General features: G+C 69.7%; 14 protein-coding genes and 1 pseudogene. 7 read left to right on the top strand and 8 right to left on the bottom strand.

The window, feature by feature from the left end; translation table 11 throughout:
• Positions 1–35 precede the first annotated feature (35 nt).
• Both MEBOL_RS16505 and MEBOL_RS16500 read left to right on the top strand, forming a co-directional pair.
• Complete coding sequence (locus MEBOL_RS16505; protein ID WP_157775048.1) at positions 36–893, top strand: hypothetical protein; 858 nt, start codon at positions 36–38, stop codon at positions 891–893.
• On the top strand, positions 890–1,345 hold the full coding sequence (locus MEBOL_RS16500; protein ID WP_095978340.1) for a type II toxin-antitoxin system VapC family toxin: 456 nt from the start codon (positions 890–892) through the stop codon (positions 1,343–1,345). The genes MEBOL_RS16505 and MEBOL_RS16500 overlap by 4 nt, the downstream gene beginning before the upstream one ends.
• Positions 1,346–1,445: 100 nt before the next feature.
• Here the strand turns inward: MEBOL_RS16500 and MEBOL_RS16495 are convergent, their stop codons facing one another.
• Entirely contained in the window at positions 1,446–1,745 is a 300-nt protein-coding gene (locus MEBOL_RS16495) for a hypothetical protein (RefSeq protein ID WP_095978339.1), read from the bottom strand.
• Positions 1,746–1,899: 154 nt separating this feature from the next.
• Here MEBOL_RS16495 and MEBOL_RS16490 point away from each other — a divergent pair, with 154 nt between their 5' ends.
• From MEBOL_RS16490 to MEBOL_RS16480, 4 genes are all read left to right on the top strand, one after another.
• Entirely contained in the window at positions 1,900–3,141 is a 1,242-nt protein-coding gene (locus MEBOL_RS16490) for a radical SAM/SPASM domain-containing protein (RefSeq protein ID WP_245919817.1), read from the top strand.
• A gap of 241 nt (positions 3,142–3,382) precedes the next feature.
• Positions 3,383–3,787, top strand: coding sequence for a hypothetical protein (locus MEBOL_RS41205; protein ID WP_157775046.1), 405 nt, complete (start codon positions 3,383–3,385; stop codon positions 3,785–3,787).
• Entirely contained in the window at positions 3,784–4,113 is a 330-nt protein-coding gene (locus MEBOL_RS16485) for a hypothetical protein (protein ID WP_095978337.1), read from the top strand. The genes MEBOL_RS41205 and MEBOL_RS16485 overlap by 4 nt, the downstream gene beginning before the upstream one ends.
• A gap of 114 nt (positions 4,114–4,227) precedes the next feature.
• Positions 4,228–5,874, top strand: coding sequence for a hypothetical protein (locus MEBOL_RS16480; protein ID WP_245919815.1), 1,647 nt, complete (start codon positions 4,228–4,230; stop codon positions 5,872–5,874).
• On the opposite strand, the gene MEBOL_RS16475 is transcribed toward MEBOL_RS16480, so the two are convergent.
• The 4 genes and pseudogenes from MEBOL_RS16475 to MEBOL_RS44085 all read right to left on the bottom strand — a co-directional run.
• Positions 5,834–8,911: an FAD-binding and (Fe-S)-binding domain-containing protein gene (locus tag MEBOL_RS16475; RefSeq protein WP_095978336.1), complete on the bottom strand. Its 3,078-nt coding sequence runs from the start codon at positions 8,909–8,911 to the stop codon at positions 5,834–5,836. The two genes, MEBOL_RS16480 and MEBOL_RS16475, sit on opposite strands and share 41 nt — an antisense overlap.
• On the bottom strand, positions 8,908–10,029 hold the full coding sequence (locus MEBOL_RS16470; RefSeq protein ID WP_095978335.1) for an enolase C-terminal domain-like protein: 1,122 nt from the start codon (positions 10,027–10,029) through the stop codon (positions 8,908–8,910). Before MEBOL_RS16470 ends, MEBOL_RS16475 begins: the two co-directional genes overlap by 4 nt.
• Before the next feature lie 101 nt (positions 10,030–10,130).
• The gene (locus MEBOL_RS16465) at positions 10,131–11,603 is read right to left on the bottom strand and encodes a glycoside hydrolase family 15 protein (protein ID WP_157775044.1); all 1,473 of its coding nucleotides are present in this window, start codon (positions 11,601–11,603) and stop codon (positions 10,131–10,133) included.
• A gap of 20 nt (positions 11,604–11,623) precedes the next feature.
• A pseudogene (locus tag MEBOL_RS44085) lies at positions 11,624–11,854 on the bottom strand (trehalase-like domain-containing protein); the annotation flags it as partial.
• A 156-nt stretch (positions 11,855–12,010) separates the two neighbouring features.
• Between MEBOL_RS44085 and MEBOL_RS16460 the strand changes: the two are divergent.
• Entirely contained in the window at positions 12,011–13,795 is a 1,785-nt protein-coding gene (locus tag MEBOL_RS16460) for a thiamine pyrophosphate-requiring protein (RefSeq protein WP_095978333.1), read from the top strand.
• A 58-nt stretch (positions 13,796–13,853) separates the two neighbouring features.
• Here the strand turns inward: MEBOL_RS16460 and MEBOL_RS16455 are convergent, their stop codons facing one another.
• Genes MEBOL_RS16455 through MEBOL_RS16445 form a run of 3 tightly spaced genes read right to left on the bottom strand, consistent with a single transcriptional unit; the run spans position 13,854 to position 16,357 of the window.
• Positions 13,854–14,204, bottom strand: a complete 351-nt coding sequence (locus MEBOL_RS16455; protein ID WP_095978332.1) for a DUF2019 domain-containing protein — start codon at positions 14,202–14,204, stop codon at positions 13,854–13,856.
• An 18-nt stretch (positions 14,205–14,222) separates the two neighbouring features.
• Positions 14,223–15,563 carry a hypothetical protein gene (locus tag MEBOL_RS16450; protein WP_095978331.1) on the bottom strand — a complete coding sequence of 447 codons (1,341 nt, stop codon included), beginning with the start codon at positions 15,561–15,563 and terminating at the stop codon, positions 14,223–14,225.
• Complete coding sequence (locus tag MEBOL_RS16445) at positions 15,560–16,357, bottom strand: hypothetical protein (protein ID WP_245919813.1); 798 nt, start codon at positions 16,355–16,357, stop codon at positions 15,560–15,562. Before MEBOL_RS16445 ends, MEBOL_RS16450 begins: the two co-directional genes overlap by 4 nt.
• Between the last annotated feature and the right edge of the window lie 160 nt (positions 16,358–16,517).

Genomic DNA, 16,517 nt, shown 5'->3' with positions numbered 1-16,517 from the left:
AGGCGGGGTGCGTTCCAGCGCCGTTGGTGGAGGCATTGCTGCACCTCCTTGGGGAAGGCACGCGGCGGGCACTGCGCCTGCGCATCGAGGGACGGAGCACCGCGCGAGGTGAGTTGCCCGTGTGGATGCGTTCCGCGGAGCCGTTCGAGCCGCGCCTCGAGTCCACCGCTGAGCCAGGCATTTTCCGAGTCGAGTCGCGCCCGTTGGGTCAGGTGCTCCCCGCGAACCTCCTGTCGGGAGGGCCTCCGTTCGACGTCGCTCCGGACCAGACCGCCATGGAGCTTTTGGAGACGGGGCTTGCGGAGGCGCTCTCCGGCGCCACGAACAGCACCGCGTTCGATGCGGGGCTCCTCGAGACGTTCAGCGCGTTCGCCCGGCTCTTCGAGCAAGGCGTGGAGCTCATCGAATTCGTCCAGGAGCGCGTGCTCCGCATGGATCGCGACGCGGTGGAGCGGATGGCCCATTTGCGCCGCCAGATGCCTGCCTCGCGAGCGGTCTGGATCGCGGGCACGCTCGATTTGCCCCGGCCTGGGGATCGGGTCTTTACCCTGGTGCCGAGGTCGGGCGCGGTGCTCAAGGGGCTCGCGGAACAGATGGAGCCCGCGCGGCTACTGGCCCTGCGAGGCAGGTCCGTGGTGGTGTCGGGGATGGTGGCGTTCCGGCCTTCGGGCGCCATCGCGCGGATCCACGCGGAGCAGATGCACGAAGCCAGTGCGCGGGACCTCGAATTGTGGTCCGACGTCCCCGGTCCGCTGTGGAGTCTTCCGGGCGAGGGGTGGTCTCGGGCCGATCCCGAGACGCGGTTGAGCTTCGAGGCCCTCCTGGGCTCCCGGCCAGAGGAGGATGAAGAGTCGGAGGAGGACTTCCTCGCCGCGCTCGAGGAGATGTCGTGAGTCCGGCGGCAGGGCCCGTCCTGTTCGACACCAATCTCATCTTCCATCTGCTCAAGGCCAGCCCCCTGGGCGACAAGGTCGCCGACGAGCATTCCCTGCATCGAGGGAGCACGCGGTCCCTCTGTTCGGTCGTCTCCGTGGGAGAGGCTCGGGCCTTCGCGCGGAAGCGGCGCTGGGGGGTCTCCAGGGTCACCCGGCTCCATGAGGTGATGGAACGTTTCGCTGTCATCGACATCCGCCCTGGCACGCTCCTGGACCACTACGTCGCGTTCGATGCCTTCTGCGAGGCGCGGGGACGGGTGCTGGGAAAGAACGACCTCTGGATCGCGGCCACCGCCGCGGTGACCGGCGCGTTGTTGTTGACCACGGACAGGGATTTCGATCCTCTCCACCAGGAAGGCTTCCTGCGTCGCATCTGGTACGACCCGGCGGAGGGCCACCGAGACCCATGAGCAACGCGTCCCAGCAAATCGTCCGCCCTCGTGGCCCGGAAGCCGCGCACGGGAGGGAGGGACCTGGATGCCGCGCCAGGCCCCTGGACATGGGGACGGCTCAGGGCCCCGCGTCGCCGCCATCGGCCTGGATGCCACTGTCGGGCACGGGCGGCTCCTGGTCATAACAATGGTACGGATCCGAGCCGCCATCCGGAGCCGGGGTGTTACAGGGGGGCATGCCGTAGCACGCCATCAGGGTGATGGCCGCCACGCCCGCACTGGCCAGAACCACCAGGCCCTTCGACATCACTCCTCCGCGTGGCGCCGGCTCCTGCATCGACGCACCGCAGTGCACGCACTCGGCGAGCTCGGGGGGAACGAAACCATGACACCGCTGACATGAGGACAGCGTGGACATTGGGACTCCTCGTTGTGGGGCCTCCTTCATGGGAGGCCGGGGGGAGCGGGTTCGTGCGAGGAGTGTGCCACGCTCCAACACGTGAGGAGGGCTTCTTGTCCCGTGCCGGGCAGGGGGCTCGCGCCCGCTTCTTGCTTCGTCCAAAGTCATGCCCATGTCGCGCCGACTCGATGTCTCCCGGCAGGACTTCCACCCCGCCTACGTGGTCTGGGAGTTGACCCTCCGCTGTGATCAGCCCTGCACCCACTGCGGCTCGCGCGCGGGCACGCACCGTCCCGATGAACTCTCCACCGAGGAGGCCTTGGACGTGGTGCGCCAACTCCGGGAGATGCGCACGCGGGAAGTGGTGCTCATCGGCGGCGAGGCCTACCTGCACCCCGGCTTCCTCGACCTCATCCGCGCCTTGAAGGAGGCGGGCATCCGCCCGGGGCTGACCACCGGCGGCCGGGGCATCACCGAGGCCCTCGCGCGGCGGATCGCCGAGGCCGGACTGTACGCGGCCTCCGTCAGCATCGACGGCCTGGCGCCCACGCATGACCTGATGCGGGCCGCTCCGGGCAGCTTCGCCTCGGCCACGGCGGCGCTCCGCTTCCTCGGGGCGGCCGGCGTGCGCGTGGCCTCCAACACGAACTTCAACCGGCTCAACCAGGCCGACCTCGAGCCCCTCTATGAGCACCTGAGGGGGCTCGGCATCCGCTCCTGGCAACTTCAGATCACCGCCCCCCTGGGCCGGGCCGCGGATCGTCCCGCCCTGCTCCTCCAGCCGTGGGATCTGCTCGACCTGCTCCCGCGCATCGCGGCCCTGAAGACGCGCGCCCTCGAGGACGGCATCACCCTCATGCCCGGCAACAACCTGGGCTACTTCGGCCCCGAGGAGGGCGTGCTGCGCTCACCCCGCCCCGATGCGGGAGACCACTGGCGCGGGTGCATGGCCGGCCGGTACGTGATGGGCATCGAGTCCAATGGCGCCGTGAAGGGATGTCCCTCGCTCCAGACGGCGCATTACGTGGGCGGAGGCCTGCGCGACAAGCCCCTGCGCGACATCTGGGAGCAGGCACCCCAGCTCGCCTTCACGCGCGCGCGCACCGTGGAGGACCTCTGGGGCTTCTGCCGCACCTGCCCCTTCGCGGCCACGTGCATGGCCGGGTGCAGCTTCACGGCGCACTCGCTCTTCGGCAAGCCCGGCAACAATCCCTATTGCCACTACCGGGCCCGGACTCTGGCGAAGCGGGGGCTGCGCGAACGACTGCTGCCAAAGGCGCCCGCTCCCGGCACGCCCTTCGACCATGGGCTGTTCGACCTCATCGTCGAGCCGCTGGATGCCCCCGACCCGCGCCCGCCCACGCCCCGCGAGCTGGTGAGGAAACGGAAGTGGGCCGGAGCCGGGGCGTCTTGACGCGGTCCCGAGTGCTCAGGGGACGTTCGGATCGCCCACGCCCTGGAAGGGGTTGACCTGCTTTCTGGCGCATGGGGAACCGTAGTGGATGGGCTCAGTCAGTAGGCCCCCTGGTAAGCTGTAGCGCATGCTCTCCTTCCTTTTGACCCTGCTGCTCGCGCATGTCCCATGCGCGCCGGCTGATGGGACCGCTGTGTGCGGGTGCAAGCAGGGCTCTCCGACAGCCTGCGAGGCGCTCCGCGTGGCCGACCCGAAGAAGGCCGCGGAGATCGAGCAGGCCGTCGCCAAGGCCAAGCCCTCGCCGGCCCAGCTTCAAGCACAGCAAGGTCAAGCGGCGCGAACGGCTGCCCCTCCACCCCCCCAGGGCATCGAGGAGCTATTGCGGCCCGGTGGGCATCTCATCGGCACTGAGGGGTCCAGTTCCAAGATCAGAATCATCAAGGGCGGCCTGCGCGAAGCCGAGAGATTGTTCGAGCAACTCTCAGGCAGCGGCACACGAGTCACCGGTACTTCCTATCCGGGTCCATTGGTTCGTCTCCCCAATGGTGGCTCGGTGGGCCTGCGCTACTCCTCGACCTCGGGGCCACCGACAATTGATGTGACAGTTCAAGGTATTGGTATTCGGGAGATCAAGTTTCTTCCATGAGCTACGAGCAGGATGTGGAGGACGCTCAGCGCGGCTGGGTTCGAGATGCGCTGAGTAGCGACCTGGGCCTGTGGTGGCTGGCGGCTGATATCCGCGAGTTGCGGCCCGGCGCACCGGAAGATGAGGTGCGCTCGGAGACACTGCGCGCCCTGCGCCCCTTGCTGGCCAGCGGTGCGCTCCGGGCTGTCCACCTCCTCCCAGGGGGCGCCTTTGCGCTTTGGGAGGGAGCGGCGGCGGAGCAACTCGCGCGGATTGACGCGGAGTGGGCTGCACTCGGACGCCCCCCTGACCTCGGTGACATTGTGTGGTTTATCGGGGCTCGGTAGCTCTGGGCTTGCCCCGGTTGCCCACGTTTGGCGCATGCGCTTGGTTGCTGGGATGTGCCGACCCTCGCGCCGCTGGGCAGTTCCAGGCCCGCTGTGCTAGCTGTCCGAGCCTCCATGTCGGCTCCCGCCCAACGCGCTCCTGACGCTCCTTCCCTCCTCGCTTCCCCGTGGCTCTGGGGGCTCGTGGGCTGGGTGTTGGCGCTGATGCTGGCGCACCACGCGGTGTTGCTGTCGGGTCTGCGCCTCATCCAGGGCGACGAGGGCGACGTGCGCTTCGTGCACTATGTCCTCGAGCATGGCTTCCTCTACCTGCGCGGGGATGTCGCTCATGCGCGCTTCTGGGATGCGCCCTTCTTCCACCCCGCGACCAACACGATCGCCTACTCGGATCCACTGCTGGGCGTGTTGCCGCTGTATGCCGCCTGGCGTGCCGTGGGCCTGCCGCCCGACACGGCCTACCCATTCTGGGTGTTCTCCATCACCTCGTTGAACTACCTGGCGGCGCTGTGGCTCCTGCGCAAGGGGTTCGGGGTGTCCTCGGGCGCGGCGATGGTGGGCGCGGTGCTCTTCGCCGCGGGGGCCTCGCGCATCAATCAGACCAACCACCCCCAGCTGCTCGCGCAATTCTACAGCGTGCTCGCGGTGGGCGCGCTCCTCGCCCTGGCGCGTCCGGAGACCTCGCGCCGGGCGGGGGCCGGTTGGGCCGCGTTGCTGGTGGCCTCCTGCGTGGCGCAGTTGTACGCGGGTTTCTACTGGGGCTGGTTCCTGGGTTTCTTCCTCGTCCTGACGGGGCTCGTCGCGCTCGGCTTCCGCGACACGCGCACGCGGCTGTTCCAGGGCCTGCGCACCCACGGACCGGCGCTCGTCGGGTGGGGCGTGCTCGGGGCGGTGGCGCTGCTGCCGCTCGTTCAGCACAGCCTGGCCGCGGCGCGGGAGGTGGGGCTGCGCTCCTTCGCCGAGGCGTCGGGCATGGTGCCGCGCTTCGCCACCTGGTTCCACATGGGCGATGCGAACTGGCTCTACGGCTGGACGGGGGCGTTCAGGACCTTCACGCGCATTCCCGTGGAGGGCGAGCACCGGGTGGGATTGGGCGTGCTGACGCTGGTGCTGGCGGGAGCGGGGTTGTGGCAAGCCCGGGCGCGCCCGGCCGCGCGGCTGTTGATGGGCGTGGTGCTCGTGACGGTGTTGATCGCCACGCACTACCGGGGGGGCATGACTCCCTGGTGGTGGGTGTTTCACGGGTTCCCGGGCGCGAGGGCGGTGCGGGCCGTCTGCCGGATGGGCATCTGGATGCTGTTGCCCGCGTCCGTGGGGCTGGCCCTCTTCCTGTCGCGCCAGGCGCGGGCGGGGCACGCGTGGGTGGCGGCGCTGCTGGGGAGTGTGTGCCTGCTCGAACAGGGCGTGAGTGTGGGCACCTTCGACGCCGCGGCCTCGCGCGCGGATATCCGAGGGGTGGCGGGACAGGTGGGGCCCGGCTGCCAGGGCTTCTTCTACAATCCGGTGGGAGGGACCGAGCCCACGTGGAAGTACCAGATCGACGCGATGTGGGCCGCGCTCGAGCGGGGAGTGCCCACCCTCAACGGCTACTCCGGCAACGCGCCGCCGGGCTGGGCGTTGGACCCCGTGGGGGGCGCGAGCGCGCGGAGGGCGGCGCGGCTCGATGAGGCGGTGGACGCCTGGGCCCGGGCGCGAGGGTTGGACGCGTCGGGCATCTGCCGCGTCACGCGGCCCGGCCCAGCCACCAGCCCACCCCCGCCGTGAGGAGCACCGCGGCGGCGAGCCCCCAGCGTGAGGGGAGCGCGCCCGCCGAAGGTGCCGCCCGAGCCGTGTCCGGCGTCTTCCGGTCGAGCACCTGCTGCTGACGGCGCAGCGCGAGCCGCAGCACCTGCGAGAGGTGGAGGGGCTGGCGGCCCGTCCCCTGGAGAATCTGCTCCTGGCAGGAGAAGCCGTCGGCGATGACGAGCGTGTCCGGGCCGGCTTCACGCACGTGGGGGAGCAGCACGCGCTCGCCGCACGCCACGGACGTGTCGTAGTGGGACGCCTCGTAGCCGAACGCCCCCGCCATGCCGCAGCAGCCCGCCTCGGGCGTCTTCCAGTCGAGGCCCGTCTTGTCCAATTGCTTCGTCTCGGCCTCGAACTTCATCACCGCGTGGTGGTGGCAGTGCGGCTGCACCACCGCCTGTCCGCGCAGCCGGGGCAGCTGGAAGTCCGGGGCCTTCTTCTCCAGGAGCTCGCTGAGCACGTAGGTCTGCGCTCCCAGCCGATGGGCGTCCTCGTCGTGGGGGAAGAGGTTGAGCAGTTCGTCGCGGAAGGTGGCCGCGCAGCTCGGCTCCAGCACCACGAAGGGCGTCCCGGCGCGGATCTCCTCGCGGAAGCGCGCGAGCGTGTGGCGCAAGAGCGCCTTGGCCGTGTCCAGCATGCCGTAGTCGTAGAGCGGCCGGCCGCAGCAGACGAAGCCCTGGGGCACGTGCACCTCGAAGCCCGCCGCGTCCAGCACCTCGAGCGCCGCCTGGGCGGTGTCCGGGTGGAAGTGGTTGTTGAAGGTGTCGGGGAAGAGCACCACCCGGCCGCGCGTGCGCGGCGTCACCTCGCGTCCGCGCACCTGGCGCTGGAAGGAGCGCGGGGCAAAGCGCGGGATGCTCCGGGCCGGGTGCACGTCCGCCGCCCACTTCGCCAGCCGGCTCAGGCCCGGGGTCTGGGTGACGAAGTTGGCGAGCCCCGGCGCGAGTGACGCCAGGCGGGCCCAGAACATGATGAGCCCGAAGGCATAGGCGCCGCGCGGCCGTGCCCGTCCCTCGTAGTAGTGGCTGAGGAATTCCGCCTTGTACGTGGCCATGTCCACGTTGACGGGACAGTCGGACTTGCAGCCCTTGCACGCGAGGCACAGGTCCAGCGCCTCCTTCACGTGCTCGCTCCTCCAGCCGTCCTTCACGGGGTCGCCCTGGAGCATCTCGAAGAGCAGGTGCGTGCGGCCCCGCGTGGAGTGTTTCTCCTCGTGGGTCACCATGAAGCTCGGACACATGACGCCCGCGCCTTCCTCGCGCCGGCACTTGCCCACGCCCACGCAGCGCGTGGTGGCGCGCGCGAAGTCGTGCTCGTCCTCGGGGAACTGGAAGTGCGTCCGCTGGGGCGCGGGCGCGAACGTGGTGCCCAGCCGCAGGTTCTCGTCCAGCCGGTAGGGGGACACCACCTTGTGCGGGTTCATCTTGTTCGTGGGATCCCACAGCGCCTTGAACTCGCCGAAGGCCCGCACCAGCTCCTCGCCGTACATCTTGGGCAGCAGCTCCGCGCGCGACTGCCCATCTCCGTGCTCGCCCGACAGCGAGCCGCCGTGCCGGAGCACCAGGTCCGCCGCCTCCTCCACGAAGCGGCGGTAGTTCTGGAGGCCCTGCCGTGTCTTGAGCTCGAAGTTGATGCGGCAGTGCAGGCAGCCCTGGCCGAAGTGGCCATAGAGCGCCGCGTGGTAGCCGTGCTTCTTCATGAGCTTCTGGAACTCGCGCAGGTAGACGCCGAGCCGATCCGGCGCCACCGCCGAGTCCTCCCACCCGGGCCACGCGTCCGGCTCGCCCGGGATGAAGGCGGTGGCGCCCAGGCCCGACTCGCGCACCTGCCACACCAGCTCTTCCTGCCACGGCTGGTCGAACAGGCGGAAGGTGGGTGGACGGGGACGCAGCCGGAGCTCCTCCATGAGCCGCCGGGCCTTGCCGTCCGCCTCCTCGCGCGTCTCCCCGCCGAACTCCACGACGAGCCAGCCCTGGCCCTCGGGCAGGAGCTGGAGGTGGTCCGCGTGCAGCCCCTTGCGGCGCATGCCCTCGATGAGCTGCTCGTCCAGGCCCTCGAGCGCGATGGGCCCGTGCGCCACCACCTCCATCACATGGTCCGCGGCCTGGAACACGTCCGGGTAGCCGAGCAGGAGCATCGCGCGGGCGCGCGGCTCGGGCACCAGCTTCACGGTGGCGCTCAGCACGGTGACGCACGTGCCCTCCGTGCCCACGAGCGCGCGCGCCACCTGGAAGCCCTTCTCCGGCAGCAGCTCGTCCAGGTTGTAGCCGGACACGCGCCGGGGGATGTCCGGGAAGCGCTCGCGGATGAGCGGGGCGTAGCGGTCTCGCAGGGACTTGAGGCCCCGGTAGAGGTCTCCGCGCCGGCCCTTTTCGCGCAGGAGGTGCGCGAGCTCCTCGTCACGGGTGGCGCCCACGCTCAGGCGCAGTCCGTCATAGGTGAGCACTTCCAGGGACTCCACGTTCTGGGAGGTGCGCCCGGCCATCTGCGCGTGCGTGCCGCAGGAGTTGTTGCCGATCATCCCGCCCAGGGTGCAGTGGGTGTGGGTGGAGGGGTCCGGGCCGAAGGTGAGCTGGTGCTGCTTCACGGCCCGCTGGCGCAGGGTGTCCAGGATGACGCCGGGCTGGACGCGCGCGAGCCGCCGCTCGGGGTCGATGTGCAGCACGCGGTCCATGTGGCGCGAGAAGTCGAACACCACCGCCACGTTGCACGTCTCGCCCGACAGGCTGGTGCCGCCGCCTCGGCTGAGCACCGGGGCGCCGAACTCCCGGCAGGTGCGCATGGCCTCCTCCACGTCCTTCACGGTGCGCGGCCGCACCACGCCCAGGGGCACCTGGCGGTAGTTGGACGCGTCCGTGGCGTAGAGCGCCCGCTCGCCCGCGTCGAAGAGCACCTCTCCCTCCAGGCGCGCGCGCAGCGTCTTCTCCAGGCCCTCGAGGTCCACGGGAGCCTCGGGCCGGCGGCGGGCGCGCGTGCGGCCCACCTCGAGCAGGGAATCGAAGGGAGGGAATCTCATGGGTGTGCCCTCACGGCATAGGGGGCGGCATCCGCCCGTTTGAAGTCGAGCCCCAGGCCGGGGCGGGACAGGTCCGGCTCCAGCGCGCCGTCCACCAGCCGGGGTCCGCCGTCGAAGAGCAGGCGCTCCAGGCGGACATGGTCATGGAAGTACTCCAGGTGCACGAGCCGGCGCGCCGCGGCCGCCACGTGGGCATGCAGCGAGGGCGCGCAGTGGGCGGACAGGGGCACGCCGTACGCGTCGCACAGCGCGTCCACCTGGAGGAAACCGGAGACGCCGCCGCAGCGCGTGGCGTCCGCCTGGAGCACGTCCACCGCGCCGGACTCCAGCATGCGGCGGAAGTAGGGCGCGTCATGGCCGTACTCGCCCGCGGCCACGTGAATGCTCGCGGGGGAGCGCTCGCGCACGAAGCGCAGGCCCGCCAGGTCCTCGCTGGACACGGGCTCCTCGAACCAGGACACGCCCTGCTCGGTGAAGCGCTCGGCGAGCGCGAGGGCCCGCCGGGTGGAATACGCCCCGTTGGCGTCCACGTAGAGCCGGGGGTGGGAGCCGATGGCCTGCCGTACCGCCCTCACCCGGTCCGCGTCCTGCTCGGGGTGGCTGCCCACCTTCATCTTCACGCGGGGGATGCCCTGCTCCACCCACCCGGCGAGCTGGGCGCACAGCCGCTCCACGGAGTACGAGGTGAAGCCGCCGCTGCCGTAGACGGGGACGCGGGGGCGCGCGGCGCCGAGCAGCCGCGCGAGGGGCACGTCCAGCAGGCGCGCCTTCAAGTCCCAGAGGGCCACGTCCACGGCGGAGAGAGCCAGGGTGGCCAGTCCCGGGCGGCCCAGGTTGCGCACGCGCTGGAGCATCGTCTGGAGGCGCGCGGGAATGTCCCACGCGTCCTGGCCCAGGAGCTCGGGCGCGAGCACCCGCTGGAGCAGGGGCACCGCGGCCGCGTCCGTATAGGTGTAGCCGAGTCCCCACCGCCCTCCGGCCGTGAGCTCCACCAGGACGAGCGTGGTGGAGTCCCAGGCGAGGGTGCCATCCGCCTCCGGCGCGTCGGTGGGCACGGTGTAGGCCGAGACGTCCACGCGCTCCACCTGCACGGCTCCCGCCTCCCGCCGTGTCTCCACGTGACCACCTCCCCCCGGAACGCCGACTTCAGGAAAAATAGGGAGGGTGGGAGAAGTGAGTACCTGCACCCCTGTCCACTGGGCGGAGCCCGCTCGGCGGCTCAGGAGGCGGTGGGAGGAGCGACGTCGAGAGGCGAGCCCCGCCGCAGTCGTTCCTCGGCCCACGTGAGCGTCCGCGCCGCCCGGAGCATCGACAGGTGGGCGAGGGCCTGGGGGTGATTGCCCAGCAGCGCGCCGGTGGACGGCTCCACCTCCTCGGAGAACAGGCCCACGTCGTTGGCGTACGCCACGAGCCGCTCGAAGCGGGCATGCGCCTCCTCCAACCGCCCGTCCATCGCGAGCACGTCGACGAGCCAGAAGCCACACTGGAGGAAGGCGCCTTCTTGTCCCGGCAGTCCGTCCGGGTGCAGGTAGCGGTGCACCAGGGCGCCGCTGCACAGCCGCTCGCATACGCGCGCCACCGAGGCGCGCACCCGGGGGTCGGAGGCGGGCAGGAAGCCCGTGAGGGGCACGAGCAGCACCGAGGCATCCAGCTCGGACTCGCCCAGGGCATGGGTGAAGGTGCCCCGCCGCGCGTCATACCCCTGGGTCTCGAGGGCTCGGCGCAGGGTGTGCCGGGCGCGTGCCCAGGCGGCGAGGGGCCCCTCCAACTGGTGGCTCACGGCGAGCCGCAGCGCCCGATCCACCGCCACCCAGCACATCAGCTTCGAGGCCAGGTAGTGGCGCCGGGGCGGGGGCTCCTCCCACGGCCCCCGGTCCGGCTCGCGCCAGCGCCGCGCGGCCTCGTTCGCGAGCGCGCGCAGCATCCCCCAGACGCCGGGCTCGGGGGGACAGTGCTCCGGGACGGAGAAGAAGAGGGAGGCGGCGCCCATCACCTCTCCGTAGAGGTCCAGCTGCACCTGGTGGGTGGCGTCATTGCCCACGGTCACCGGCCGCGCGCCGCCGTGGCCCGCCAGGTGCGTCAGGTGGTGCTCGGGCGCCACCCGGCCGCCGTCCACGCGGTAGAGCACCGAGGGGGCGCGGTGCTCCAGCCCGAGCGACTCCAACCACCCGAGGAAGGCCCGGGCCTCCTCGCGGTGGCCCAGGCCCATGAACACGTCCATGACCCAGGCCGAGTCCCGCAGCCAGGTGTAGCGGTAGTCCCAGTTGCGCACGCCGCCGGGCACCTCGGGCAGCGAGGTGGTGGGGGCGGCGACGAGCGTGCCCGTGGGCGCGTGGGTGAGCAGCTTGAGGGTCAGGGCGCCGCGGCGCAGCAGCGGGGTGTGGAGCCAGCAGTAGTCGCCCTGGTTCGCCCAGCGCTCCCAGTGGGCGCGGGTGAGGGCGAGGGCCCTCTCCGCCTCGGCGTCCGTGGGAGGCTCCTCCGGCCGCGCGCCGCCCGAGGTGAGCACCACCCAGCCGCGCTGTCCGCCGTGGATCCGCCAGCGCGCCGAGACTCGGCCTCCCTCCCCGGGGACGAGCCGCACCGGCGCGCGCAGCGCGAGGGACTGGCCCGCCCCGGACAGGAGGGCGAGCCGGCCGTGAGGCTCCACGCGGGCCTGGGCCCGGGCGAAGTCGAAGGTGGCGTGCAGGTCCACCTCCACCTCCAGTCCGTCACCAGCACGCAGGTGTCCGCCGCGTAGTGGCGCGAGGCCTGGAAGGCCTCGACCGGACCCACCCGGAAATAACCCCCCTGCCCGGCATCGAGCAGCCGGCACAGGACGGCGGGCCCATCGAAGCGCGGCAGACACAGCCAGTCCACCGCGCCATCGCGCGCCACCAACGCCGCCGTCCGCATGTCCCCCACCAGCGCGTACTCGCGCAGTGGCAGGTCGCCTCGCCGAGCCATCAAGCCCCCTGCCCGCGAGGGTAATCATCTCCAGCCGGGGGGCTGGGGCCCGCTCGCCTGGCGGGTGGTGACCCCGGGTCCATCCCGCGCCCCCCAGGGGGTGGCCAGTTTGAGTTGGCGGCATTCCGTCAGGGTTCATCGCACCAGGGAGATTCAATGAGTGCCACCGTCAGCGACTACCTTCTCTACCGCCTGAGCCAGTGGGGCATCCGGCGCGTCTATGGCTACCCGGGAGATGGCATCAACGGCCTCCTGGGGGCCTTTGGACGCAACTCCGAGTTCCAGTTCATCCAGGCGCGGCACGAGGAGATGGCGGCCTTCATGGCCTGCGCGCACGCGAAGTTCACGGGGGAGGTGGGCGTGTGCATGGCGACGTCGGGACCTGGCGCCATCCACCTGCTCAACGGCTTGTACGACGCGAAGCTGGACCACCAGCCCGTGGTGGCCATCGTGGGCCAGCAGGCGAGCAGGGCCCTGGGCGGGGCCTACCAGCAGGAAGTGGACCTCCAGGTGCTGTTCAAGGACGTGGCCAGTGAGTTCATCACCATGGTGAGTCATCCCTCGTCCGTCCGCCACGCGGTGGATCGGGCGATGCGCATCGCCCGGGCCGAGCGCACGGTGACGTGCGTCATCCTTCCCAACGACATCCAGGAGATGCCGTACGAGTCGCCACCGATGAGGCACGGCACGGTGCACTCGAGCGTGGGCTACAGCGAGCCGCGCGTCATTCCCCAGGAGCAGGACTTGAGGCGAGCGGCGGACGTGCTCAACGCGGGCAAGAAGGTGGCGATGCTGGTGGGCGCGGGAGCGATGCGCGCGGCGGACGAGCTCATCGAGGTGGCGGAACTGTTGGGCGCGGGCGTGGCCAAGGCGCTCCTGGGCAAGGCGGTGTTGCCGGACACGCTGCCCTACGTGACGGGCGCCATCGGCCTCTTGGGCACGCGTCCCAGCTACGACATGATGATGGGTTGCGACACGCTGCTGATGGTGGGCACGAGCTTCCCGTACTCGGAGTTCCTGCCTCCCGAGGGCCAGGCGCGGGGTGTGCAGATCGACCTGGATCCACGCATGTTGGCCATCCGCTACCCGGTGGAGGTGCCGCTGTCGGGAGACTCGAAGGAGACGCTGCGGGCGCTCATTCCGCTGCTCAAGCGCAAGGAGGACCGGAGCTGGCGTGAGCAGGTGGAGAAGGGCGTGCGCCGGTGGTGGAAGGAGGTGGAGGGGCAGGCGATGGTCGCGGCCAAGCCCATCAATCCGCAGCGTGTCTTCCACGAGCTGTCGCCGAAGCTGCCCAAGGACGTCATCCTGTCCTCGGACTCGGGCTCGGCGGCCAACTGGTTCGCGAGGGACTTGAAGGTGCGCGAGGGGATGATGGCGTCCCTGTCGGGGAACCTGGCCACCATGGGGTGCGGCGTGCCGTATGCCATTGGCGCCAAGTTCGCGTTTCCGCACCGGCCGGTGATTGCGCTGGTGGGAGACGGGGCCATGCAGATGAATGGCAATGGTGAGCTCATCACCATCGCGAAGTACTGGAAGGAGTGGAAGGATCCGCGGCTCATCATCCTGGTGCTCAACAACCGGGATTTGAACCAGGTGACGTGGGAGCAGCGGGTGATGAATGGCGATCCGGAGTACAAGGCGTCGCAAGACATTCCGGATTTCCCCTACGCACGCTACGCGGAGTCCATCGGCTTGCGAGGCATCAAGGTGGACAAGCCCGAGCAGCTCGCCGACGCGTGGGACAGGGCGCTGACGGCGGACCGGCCGGTGGTGTTGGAGGCCTACGTGGATCCAGACGTGCCGCCGCTGCCGCCGCACATCACGCTGGAGCAGGCGAAGCAATTCTCCGCGGCCCTGCTCAAGGGGGACGCGAGAGCCGGAGGCATCATCGGCCAGTCGATCAAGGGCATGGTGGAGAAGCTCAAGCCCCACAAGGGGTAGCCGAGCACATCACTCTCCCTCGTCGAGCCCGTGGCCTTGGAGTCCGGGCTCGCGAGACCTAGTCAACGTCCAATCTCCAGGTGCCTTCCTCCCAATACTTCAAAGCCTGGGAGGCCTCGAAGGGGATGACGCCTTCTCCCTTGGCTGCTTCCTCCAATATGGGCTTGGCTTGCGCTGGTCTGTCGCTGAGCAAGAAAACCGCCGCGTAGACTCGAACATCCATGCGCGGATGCGTTAGCAATGTCGCGAGTGCGTCCCTTCCCGCTTCCCCGTGACCGCGCAACTTCTTATAAGCGGCGGTGTAGCGCTTGGCACACTTGTTTCCGCTCTGACTGTCGCCCCGCTGGAGTGCAGCGGTCTGCGCGGCCACGTTTCGGGCAAACTCCGCCGCGATCTCCTCCAAATTCATCTCTAGACACCCGTTTGTTCAACTGCGGTACCGTTCGGCTACGCGAAAGAGGAGGGTGAGGGAGTAGTCCAGGAGCGCCTGTCGCGAGCGCATGTATTGTCGGGCCCGGACAAAGGGCAACCAGACGCGGTTGCCCACGCGCACCTGGGCCTCCTCGAGCTTCTGGCGAGGAATCCACTGGCCCCCCAGGCGGCGCACCAGCACCTCGCCCAGGTAGGCGCCAATGGCGGGGATTGCGTGCGCGTCGATGTTTTCCCTCAAGCGGCTGGTGGGAAACTCCTCACGCCAGAAGTAGAAGTCGATGTCCGTGAGGGATTCGGGCGTTGCCTCGAAGACGGAGGGCACCTCGGTGTGCAGTAGCGCCACGAGGTGTTCGGCGAGGTCGCCATAGTGCTCACGAGCGCGCGCTGGATCTTCCATATCCGGGAGAAGGGCGGACTCGGCGGGGCGCCACTCCTCGGGTTCTGGCGGTTGCCACGCGTTGAACTCGGCGATCCGGCTCTGGCGCTCGTGAACGGCGGCACGGTCCACCACGCGGGAGAGGAGGGGTGCCAGGTTGGAGTGGAAGTGGGGCTCGACGGGGGCGAGCCTGGCACTGCGCTCGTGTAGGGCGTGCAGCACGGTGTCGAAGTCCAGGTCCGGCCGCAGGTGGACGTGGGCTCGGGCCTGGGCGAGGCGTGCCTGCTCACTGGCGAAGTCCGAGGCGGTGGGCCATGTCACCAGGAGGACACAGCCATTGGGCAACTCCTCCACGCGCCACGCGGGCGTGGACAGCATGCGTTCGCGGCCGACGGTTTCCACCAGCTTCGGGCCGAAGACGTTGAGCCAGAACACCTCGTAGATCTTGTCGAAGCCGTCTCTGGACTCGGTTTCCTCATCGCGTCCGAAATGAGGCGAGCCCGCCAATTCCTTGTCAGCCGCGCTGTGGGCCGCGGCATGAGTGACCGGGTAATGACAGGCCCAGGCGCGCACCATCTCCACGAGTGAGTGACAGCGTTCCTTGTCCGAGAAAAAGGACAGGGGCTTCACCTTGGCCATGATGCTCAACCTGGGCGCAAGAGGCGGTAGGTAGAGACCGACCGGCATGTCCAGCGCGGGCCACTGAGTGCGATAGAGCCCGCAGTGCGTATATCTTTCGCCACTTCGCTCCTCCAGGGCCTTCCAGAAAGCCGCGCGAGTGTATTTCCGCTGCCGCTTGCCTCCCACGAGGTCTGGCATCCACTCGCCCGCGTGCTCCTCGAGCACTTGAAGAAAGGGCCCTAGCGCGTCTTCTCGTGTCGCCCGCGGGTCGTAGGCCCCGTCGAAAGTGAGTCGAAGGCCATCCTCTGACCTCAAGTCATGCACGCTCAGTGCTTTCATTGGAATAGCACCTCTACTCCCGGAACCTCGGCCTTGGTTGCATTCACGGCTGCCTTCCAGTCCTCCACGTCCATGGGTTTGAGCGCTCCCCCCTCGTAGACGAGGCGAACCCTCTGGACGGGGGCCTCGCTGCCTTCGCGGAGGAGGGACTGGAGGGAGTCTCGGCGGATGTCCAGCGTCCCGCCATATTTCCGCAGCGCTTCCCTCGCGTCCTCGATCATCTGCGCCTTCAATGCGTCTCCCTCCAGGACCGAGAGGTCACGGCTCTTGAAGCTCAACGTCTCGACGCGAGGCGGCCTTCCGGCGAGTTCGCTCTCCTCGATGATGAGCACATCCGCGAAGCGCAGCCCGCTACCCGGCTTCCTCACCCCCACATAGGTCTCGACGCGAGGCGTGTGGAAGGCCCCGAGGAAGCGGCGCTCGGCCCTGGGGCGTTTCGCGTCGGCCCGCAACAACTCCACCATGAGTCGCTCGAAAGCCAGTCCCCGGGCGAACCATCCCCGCATCCTCTCGTAGGGAACCCAGCGCAGAGGCCCTTCAACGGCCGTGCCCTGCTGGAGTTCCCCCAGGCGTCTTTCGTAGTAGGCGACGTACTCAACCCAACGCGGGTTGCCTTCGGCTCCCGGTGGCGGCGCATCCACGGAGGGACGTTGCCTCTCGAGCGTCGCCATGTTCTTGGGCAGACGTGGGCCCGCGGCCTCGAGTTCCGCCAGCGCCAATCTGGCCTCCACCACCTCTCGGGTGAGGCCCGCATGCTCGTCCACCAGCGAGGCCAGACCTCCAGGGCGCTCCACCACACCGCTCCCCTTGAGTGAGGGCCGTGCGGTGTTGTCCGTCCTCGTGGCCACTTTCCCGGACCTTGTTCCCGCCTCGTTCCCGCCTCGTTCCTCGCCGCCCAGGCGCCCGTGGCTTCGGGTCTGCCCCTGGACATCATGGCCTGCGCTCGGGCCACAT

Origin of the sequence: Melittangium boletus DSM 14713, assembly GCF_002305855.1 — a bacterium.
Classification (GTDB): domain Bacteria; phylum Myxococcota; class Myxococcia; order Myxococcales; family Myxococcaceae; genus Cystobacter; species Cystobacter boletus.
The sequence above is the reverse complement of the archived record's forward strand: the minus strand, read 5'-3'. Positions and strand labels throughout refer to the sequence as shown.